The organism is Streptomyces sp. NTH33 (assembly GCF_003236365.1).
Classification (GTDB): Bacteria; Actinomycetota; Actinomycetes; order Streptomycetales; family Streptomycetaceae; genus Streptomyces.
On the sequence record NZ_POTZ01000338.1, the window covers coordinates 1 to 7,635 of the forward strand.

7 protein-coding genes are annotated in these 7,635 nt (G+C 72.5%); 6 read left to right on the forward strand and 1 reads right to left on the reverse strand.

Annotated features, from left to right (window positions below):
• Nucleotides 1–57: 57 nt before the first annotated feature.
• Entirely contained in the window at nucleotides 58–729 is a 672-nt protein-coding gene (locus tag C1I97_RS26400) for a GntR family transcriptional regulator (RefSeq protein WP_111005662.1), read from the reverse strand.
• Nucleotides 730–828: 99 nt separating this feature from the next.
• Here C1I97_RS26400 and glyA point away from each other — a divergent pair, with 99 nt between their 5' ends.
• From glyA to C1I97_RS26430, 6 genes are all read left to right on the forward strand, one after another.
• Nucleotides 829–2,181: a serine hydroxymethyltransferase gene (gene glyA / locus C1I97_RS26405; RefSeq protein WP_111005667.1), complete on the forward strand. Its 1,353-nt coding sequence runs from the start codon at nucleotides 829–831 to the stop codon at nucleotides 2,179–2,181.
• The gene (locus C1I97_RS26410; protein WP_111005663.1) at nucleotides 2,178–3,398 is read left to right on the forward strand and encodes a sarcosine oxidase subunit beta family protein; all 1,221 of its coding nucleotides are present in this window, start codon (nucleotides 2,178–2,180) and stop codon (nucleotides 3,396–3,398) included. The genes glyA and C1I97_RS26410 overlap by 4 nt, the downstream gene beginning before the upstream one ends.
• Nucleotides 3,399–3,410: 12 nt before the next feature.
• Nucleotides 3,411–3,746, forward strand: a complete 336-nt coding sequence (locus C1I97_RS26415) for a sarcosine oxidase subunit delta (protein WP_111005664.1) — start codon at nucleotides 3,411–3,413, stop codon at nucleotides 3,744–3,746.
• On the forward strand, nucleotides 3,743–6,661 hold the full coding sequence (locus C1I97_RS26420; RefSeq protein ID WP_111005665.1) for a sarcosine oxidase subunit alpha family protein: 2,919 nt from the start codon (nucleotides 3,743–3,745) through the stop codon (nucleotides 6,659–6,661). The genes C1I97_RS26415 and C1I97_RS26420 overlap by 4 nt, the downstream gene beginning before the upstream one ends.
• Complete coding sequence (locus tag C1I97_RS26425) at nucleotides 6,654–7,271, forward strand: sarcosine oxidase subunit gamma (protein ID WP_111005666.1); 618 nt, start codon at nucleotides 6,654–6,656, stop codon at nucleotides 7,269–7,271. The genes C1I97_RS26420 and C1I97_RS26425 overlap by 8 nt, the downstream gene beginning before the upstream one ends.
• Nucleotides 7,271–7,635 (forward strand): serine dehydratase beta chain (locus C1I97_RS26430; protein ID WP_309147827.1); only part of this gene is annotated, 365 nt, incomplete at its 3' end. The genes C1I97_RS26425 and C1I97_RS26430, both read left to right, overlap by 1 nt.

Here is a 7,635-nt window from a genome sequence, read left to right on the forward strand (position 1 = left end):
AGCGAGGAGGGGCGGAGGGCAAAGGGGCGGAAGAGCGAAAGGGCCTGACCGGTCCGCTCAGATCGCGTCGCGGATCGCCCGCTCGAAGCCCACGACGTGGCTGCGCGCCAGCTCCGACGCCTTGTCGGGGTCGCCGTCGACGATGGCGCGCAGCAGCGGTCCGTGCTCGACGACGTGTCCCGCCATGCCCGGCAGCCGGTTCACGAACAGGCACCAGATGCGGGTGGCCAGGTTGTCGTAGCGGATGAGGGTGTCCTCGAAGTACGGGTTGTGGGTCGCGGCGTAGATGGCCCGGTGCACCCGAAGGTCGAGGCGCATCAGGGCGTCCGCGCCCTGCCCCGCGGTGTCCTCGCCCTCCAGTTGCCGCAGCAGCGCGCCCAGCGCCTCGCGGTCGGCGGCGGTGGCGCGCTCGGCCGCGCGGGCCGCCGCCATGGGCTCCAGCCGACGCCGGACCTCGGAGATGTGGGCGAGGTCGGTGATGTTGACCTCGGTGGCGAAGGTCCCGCGCCGCGGGTAGGCCACGATCAGCCGCTCGTACTGCAGGCGCTTGAGGGCTTCGCGCACCGGAGTGCGCCCGAAGCCGACGCTCTGGGCGAGCAGGTCCTCGTTCACCGGGGCGCCCGGCGGGATCTCCAGCATGATCAGGCGGTCGCGGATGTCGCGGTACGCGCGCTCGGCGAGGGTGAGCGTCTCCTCGCCGGCCGTCTGCGAAGTCTGTGCCTGATTCATTCCGCTACCCCCTTGACCCGTTCCGTCAGCCTGACCTACGTTACCGCACGTACTGATATATCAGTGCTGGAGCAGTCGCATATTAAGGTGGTGCTCACCATGGCAGCGAAACCGTCGACGACGGAGAACAGCGGCCTTCTCTCCCTTCCCCTGGCCTCCCTGGACCCCGAGATCGCGGCCGCCGTCTCCGAGGAGCTCCGGCGCCAGCAGACGACACTCGAGATGATCGCGTCGGAGAACTTCGCGCCCGAGGCCGTGATGCAGGCCCAGGGCTCGGTCCTGACGAACAAGTACGCCGAGGGCTACCCCGGCCGCCGCTACTACGGCGGCTGCGAGCACGTCGACGTCGTCGAACAGCTCGCCATCGACCGGGTCAAGGCCCTGTTCGGCGCGGAGGCGGCCAACGTCCAGCCGCACTCCGGCGCCCAGGCCAACGCCGCCGCGATGTTCGCCCTCCTCGACCCCGGGGACACGATCCTCGGCCTGGACCTGGCGCACGGCGGTCACCTGACCCACGGCATGCGCATCAACTACTCCGGCAAGCTCTACAACGTCGTGCCCTACCACGTCCGCCGGTCGGACCTGCGCATCGACATGGACGAGGTGGCGGAGCTGGCCCGTGAGCACCGGCCGAAGCTGATCGTCGCCGGCTGGTCGGCCTATCCGCGGCAGCTGGACTTCGCCGCCTTCCGGCGCATCGCCGACGAGGTCGGCGCGTACCTCATGGTCGACATGGCGCACTTCGCCGGACTGGTCGCGGCCGGCCTGCACCCCAGCCCCGTGCCGTACGCGGACGTCGTGACCACCACCACCCACAAGACCCTCGGCGGACCCCGCGGCGGTGTGATCCTCAGCCGGGCCGACCTCGCCAAGAAGATCAACTCCGCGGTCTTCCCCGGCCAGCAGGGCGGCCCGCTGGAGCACGTCGTCGCCGCCAAGGCGGTCGCCTTCAAGGTCGCGGCGAGCGAGGAGTTCAAGGAGCGCCAGCAGCGCACCCTGGACGGCGCCCGGATCCTCGCCGGACGGCTGCTCGCCGACGACGTCGCCGAGGCCGGGATCTCCGTCCTCACCGGCGGCACCGAGGTCCACCTGGTCCTGGTCGACCTGCGCGACTCCACGCTCGACGGACAGCAGGCCGAGGACCGCCTCCACCGCATCGGCATCACCGTCAACCGCAACGCCGTGCCCTTCGACCCCCGCCCGCCGATGGTCTCCTCCGGCCTGCGGATCGGCACCCCCGCCCTGGCCACCCGGGGCTTCGGGGCCGACGAGTTCCGCGAGGTCGCCGACATCATCGCCCGCGCCCTGAAGGAGGAGGACCTCACCGACGAGAGCGCCGCCCTGCTGCGCGGCCGGGTCACCGCCCTCGCCGAGAAGTTCCCCCTCTACGCCGACCAGACCGGACCCGCCGACCAGACCGGACCCGCCGACCAGAACGGAACCGCCGGATGACCGCCACACCCCTGCCGGAGCACCCCGACTGGCTCTGGCGCACCCCCGAACCCCGCTCCTCCTACGACGTCGTCATCGTCGGCGCCGGAGGCCACGGCCTGGCCACCGCCTACTACCTCGCCAAGGTCCACGGCATCACCAACGTCGCCGTCCTGGAGAAGGGCTGGCTGGCCGGCGGCAACATGGCCCGCAACACCACCATCATCCGTTCCAACTACCTGTGGGACGAGAGCGCGGCCATCTACGAGCACGCCCTGAAGCTGTGGGAGGGGCTGCCCGAGGAGCTGGACTACGACTTCCTGTTCAGCCAGCGCGGCGTCCTCAACCTCGCGCACACCCTGCAGGACGTCCGCGAGGGCGTGCGCCGCGTCAACGCCAACCGGCTCAACGGGGTCGACGCCGAATGGCTCGACACCGACGAGGTCGCCAAGATCTGCCCGATCCTCAACACCTCGCCCGACACCCGCTACCCGGTCCTCGGCGGCACCTACCAGCCCCGCGCCGGCATCGCCAAGCACGACCACGTCGCCTGGGCGCTCGCCCGCCGCGCCGACGAGATGGGCGTCGACCTCATCCAGAACTGCGAGGTCACCGGCTTCGTCAAGGACGGCGACCGCGTCGTCGGCGTCGAGACCAGCCGGGGCCGCATCCTCGCCGGCCGGGTCGGCCTCGCGGCCGCCGGGCACAGCGGCGTCCTGGCCGAACGGGCCGGGTTCCGGCTGCCGGTGCAGTCCCACCCGCTGCAGGCGCTGGTCTCCGAACTGCACCAGCCGGTGCACCCCACCGTCGTGATGTCCAACCACGTGCACGTCTACGTCTCGCAGGCGCACAAGGGCGAACTGGTGATGGGCGCGGGCGTCGACGCGTACAACGGCTACGGCCAGCGCGGCTCGGTCCACGTGATCGAGCACCAGATGGCCGCCGCCGTCGAGTTGTTCCCCATCTTCGCCCGCGCCCACGTGCTGCGGACCTGGGGCGGCATCGTCGACGTCACCCCGGACGCCTCCCCGATCATCGGCACCACGCCGGTGGAGAACCTCTACGTCAACTGCGGCTGGGGCACCGGCGGTTTCAAGGCCACCCCGGCAGCCGGCTGGACCTTCGCCCACACCATCGCCACCGGCGAGCCGCACCCCCTGAACAAGCCCTTCGCCCTGGACCGTTTCACCACGGGCGCCCTGATCGACGAGCACGGCGCCGCGGCCGTGGCCCACTGAGAGGAGGACACCGTGCTGCTGCTGAACTGCCCATGGTGCGGTCCTCGGGACGAGACCGAGTACCACTACGGGGGCCAGGCCCACCTCCCCTTCCCCGAGACCCCCGGGGAGCTCACCGACGAACAGTGGGCCGAGTACGTCTTCTACCGGGACAACCCCAAGGGCCCCTTCGCCGAGCGGTGGGTGCACTCCACGGGCTGCCGCCGCTGGTTCAACGTCGTGCGCGACACCGTCACCTACGAGGTGCTCGCCGTCTACCGGCTCGACGAGGCCCGCCCCGAGATCCCCGGACTGTCCGGGCACAACGACCTTCGCCAGTCCGCCGATCCGGCCGGAGGGAACCGATGACCGACCAGGAATTCCGTCTGCCGCACGGCGGCCGCGTCGACCGCGACACCGTGCTGCGGTTCACCGTCGACGGCCGCGAGCTGACCGGCCACCCCGGTGACACCGTCGCCTCCGCCCTGCTGGCCCACGGCGCCGTCGAGGTCGGACCGTCCCTCTACCGGGGCCGCCCCCGCGGCATCGTCTCCGCCGGCGTGGAGGAGTCCAACGCCCTGATCCAGATCGACGGCCCGTGCACGGAGGGCATGCTGCCCGCCACGACCGTCGAGCTGTACGACGGGCTGTCCGCCACCACCCTGTCCGGGATGAGCGAACTCGACCCGACCCCCGACCCCGCCGTCTACGACAAGAAGTACGTGCACACCGACGTCCTGGTCGTCGGCGCGGGCCCGGCCGGACTCGCGGCCGCCGCCGCGGCGGCCGGCTCCGGCGCCCGGGTGATCCTCGTCGACGACCAGCCCGAACCCGGCGGTTCGCTGCTGTCCGGGCGCACCGAGACGGTCGGCGGGCAGACCGCCCTGGAGTGGGTCGCCGAGGTCCGCGCGGCCCTGGAGGCGGCCCCCGAGACCGTCGTCCTGCCCCGCACCACCGCCTTCGGCTCCTACGACGACAACTACGTCCTGGCCCTGCAGCGGCGCACCGACCACCTCGGCGCCGACGCCCCCGCCCCGTCCGAGGGCGTCTCGCGGCAGCGGCTGTGGCACATCCGGGCCCGCCAGGTGGTCCTGGCCACCGGCGCCCACGAGCGGCCGCTGGTGTTCGCCGGCAACGACCGCCCCGGCGTGATGCTCGCCTCCGCCGTCCGCTCCTACGTCAACCGCTACGCGGTGGCACCCGGCTCCCGCACCGTCGTGAGCACCACCAACGACAGCGCCTACGACACGGTCGCCGACCTGCACGCGGCCGGCGTGGAGATCGCCGCCGTCGTCGACGCCCGCCCCGAGCTGTCCCGGCGGGCGGCCGAGGTCGCCGCGGCCACCGGCGTCAAGGTACTGACCGGCAGCGCGGTGACCGACACCGCGGGCGAGGGGCGCCTCACCGGCGTCACCGTCCAGGGCCTCGACGGCAGCGGCGAACTCACCGGTGAGCCCGTCTCGTTCGACTGCGACCTGCTCGCCGTCTCGGGCGGCTGGAGCCCGGTGGTGCACCTGCACAGCCAGCGTCAGGGCAAGCTGCGCTGGGACGACGACCTGGCCGCCTTCGTGCCCGACAGCACGGTCCGCGACCAGCAGGTCGTCGGCGCCGCCCGCGGGACCTACGACCTCGACGGCGCGCTCGCCGAGGGCGCGTGGGCCGGTGCGCAGGCCGCCACGGACGCCGGGTTCCCGGTGCCCGTCCCCGTCGCGCCCGCCGACACCGCCGCCGGCCGCGCCCCGGTGCGCGCGCTGTGGCTGGTGCCCGCACCCGGCAACGGCTCCGACGGCTCCGACGGCGGCCCCGGCACCTGGGACACGCACTTCGTCGACCACCAGCGCGACGTCACCGTCGCCGACGTCTGGCGGTCCACCGGCGCCGGCATGCGCAGCGTCGAGCACGTCAAGCGCTACACCTCGCTCGGCACCGCGAACGACCAGGGCAAGACCTCCGGCGTCAACGCCATCGGCGTGATCGCCGCCGCCCTCGGCGACGGCGCCTCCCCGGGCGAGATCGGCACCACCGCCTACCGGGCGCCGTACACCCCGGTGGCCTTCGCCGCCCTCGCCGGACGTGAGCGCGGCGACCTGTTCGACCCCGAGCGCATGACGTCGATCCACAGCTGGCACGTCGCCCACGGCGCGGAGTTCGAGGACGTCGGCCAGTGGAAGCGGCCGTGGTACTTCCCCCAGGAGGGGGAGGACATGGACGCCGCGGTGGCGCGCGAGTGCCGCGCGGCCCGCGAGGGCGTCGCCGTCATGGACGCCTCCACCCTCGGCAAGATCGAGATCTGGGGCAAGGACGCCGGTGAGTTCCTCAACCGCGTCTACACCAACGCCTTCAAGAAGCTCAAGCCCGGCTCCGCCCGCTACGGCGTGATGTGCAAGCCCGACGGCATGATCTTCGACGACGGCGTGACCCTGCGCCTGGACGAGAACCGCTACTTCATGACCACCACGACGGGCGGCGCGGCCGGCGTCCTGGACTGGCTGGAGGAGTGGCTGCAGACCGAGTGGCCCGAACTCGACGTGCACTGCACCTCGGTGACCGAGCAGTGGTCCACGATCGCCGTCGTCGGCCCCAAGTCCCGCGAGGTCGTCGGCCGACTCGCCCCCGACCTGGACCTGTCCAACGAGGCGTTCCCCTTCATGGCCTTCCGTGAGACCACCCTGGCCTCCGGAATCCCCGCCCGCATCTGCCGGATCTCCTTCTCCGGCGAACTCGCCTACGAGATCAACGTCTCGGCCTGGTACGGCCTGGCGGTCTGGGAGGCCGTGTACGCGGCTGGGCAGCCCTACGGCATCACCCCGTACGGCACCGAGACCATGCACGTGCTGCGTGCCGAGAAGGGCTACGTCATCGTCGGCCAGGACACCGACGGGACGGTCACCCCGCAGGACGCGGGCATGTCCTGGGTGGTCTCCAAGCAGAAGGACTTCATCGGCAAGCGTTCCTACAGCCGCCCCGACACCGCCCGCACCGACCGCAAGCACCTGGTCGGCCTGCTGCCCGCGGACGGCAGCACCCGGCTGCCGGAGGGCTCCCAGATCGTCGCGCCGGGCGTCCCCATCACCCCGCAGGACGGGCCGGTGCCGATGCTCGGCCACGTCACCTCCAGCTACCACAGCGAGGCGCTCGGCAGGCCGTTCGCCCTCGCGCTCGTCGCCGACGGGCGCAACCGGATCGGCGAGACGCTGATCGCCCCGGTCGGCGACGACCTGGTGCCCGTCCTGGTGGCCGAACCCGTGCTCTACGACCCCGAAGGGACCAAGCGAGATGGCTGAGCTGATCGACGCGGGACCGGCGGCGCTGCGCCGCAGCCCCCTCGCGCACCTCCAGGAGCGGATGCGCGCCGCCGGCGTCACCGGTGAGCGCGGTGTGTCGCTGACCGAGTGGCCCTTCGTCACCATGGTGAGCCTGCGGGTCGACCCCGCCTCCGAGGCGGCCGGCCGCATCGGCTCGGTGCTCGGCGCACCGCTGCCGGACCACTGCGGCCAGGCCGCGCAGGCCGGCCCGCACACCGCGGTGTGGCTCGGGCCCGACGAATGGCTCGTGCTGTCCCAGGGCGACGGGCCGGAGCTCGTCGCCGGGCTGCTGGACGCGCTCGCCGGGGACCCGGGCTCGGTCGTCGACGTGTCGGCGAACCGGACCACGCTGGAGCTGAGCGGCCCCTCGGCCCGCCAGGTCCTGGAGAAGGGCTGCGTCCTGGACCTGCACCCGCGCTCCTTCGGGCCGGGCCGGGCGGTGGCCACGCAGGTCGGGCCGGTCCCGGTGGTGCTCTGGCAGACCGGTGACACGACGTACCGGCTCTTCCCGCGGTCCTCGTTCGCCGACTACCTGGCCCGCTGGCTCATCGACGCGATGAGCGAGTACCAGGGCCCCGAGGTGCCCTGATGGCCCTCAGCGTCTTCGACCTGTACTCGGTCGGCATCGGCCCCTCCTCCTCCCACACGGTGGGGCCGATGCGGGCGGCCAGGCGCTTCGTCGAGGGACTGGAGCGGGACGGGCTGCTGGACGACGTGGTGGGCGTCCGGGCGGAGCTGTACGGCTCGCTCGGCGCCACCGGCCGGGGACACGGCTCCGACAAGGCCGTGGTCCTCGGTCTGGAGGGCGAGGACCCGGCCACCGTCGACACCGACCGGTCCGACGACCGGGTCGCGCAGGTCCGCGCCGACGGCAGCCTGCTGCTCGGCGGCAAGCACCAGATCCGCTTCGACAGCGACAAGGACCTGGTGCTGCACCGGCGCAAGTCCCTGCC

Excerpts from the sequence above, each read along its gene's own strand:
- C1I97_RS26400 (WP_111005662.1), bottom strand. The coding sequence starts at position 729 with ATGAATCAGGCACAGACTTCGCAGACGGCCGGCGAGGAGACGCTCACC.
- glyA (WP_111005667.1), top strand. The coding sequence starts at position 829 with ATGGCAGCGAAACCGTCGACGACGGAGAACAGCGGCCTTCTCTCCCTT.
- C1I97_RS26410 (WP_111005663.1), top strand. The coding sequence starts at position 2,178 with ATGACCGCCACACCCCTGCCGGAGCACCCCGACTGGCTCTGGCGCACC.
- C1I97_RS26420 (WP_111005665.1), top strand. The coding sequence starts at position 3,743 with ATGACCGACCAGGAATTCCGTCTGCCGCACGGCGGCCGCGTCGACCGC.
- C1I97_RS26425 (WP_111005666.1), top strand. The coding sequence starts at position 6,654 with ATGGCTGAGCTGATCGACGCGGGACCGGCGGCGCTGCGCCGCAGCCCC.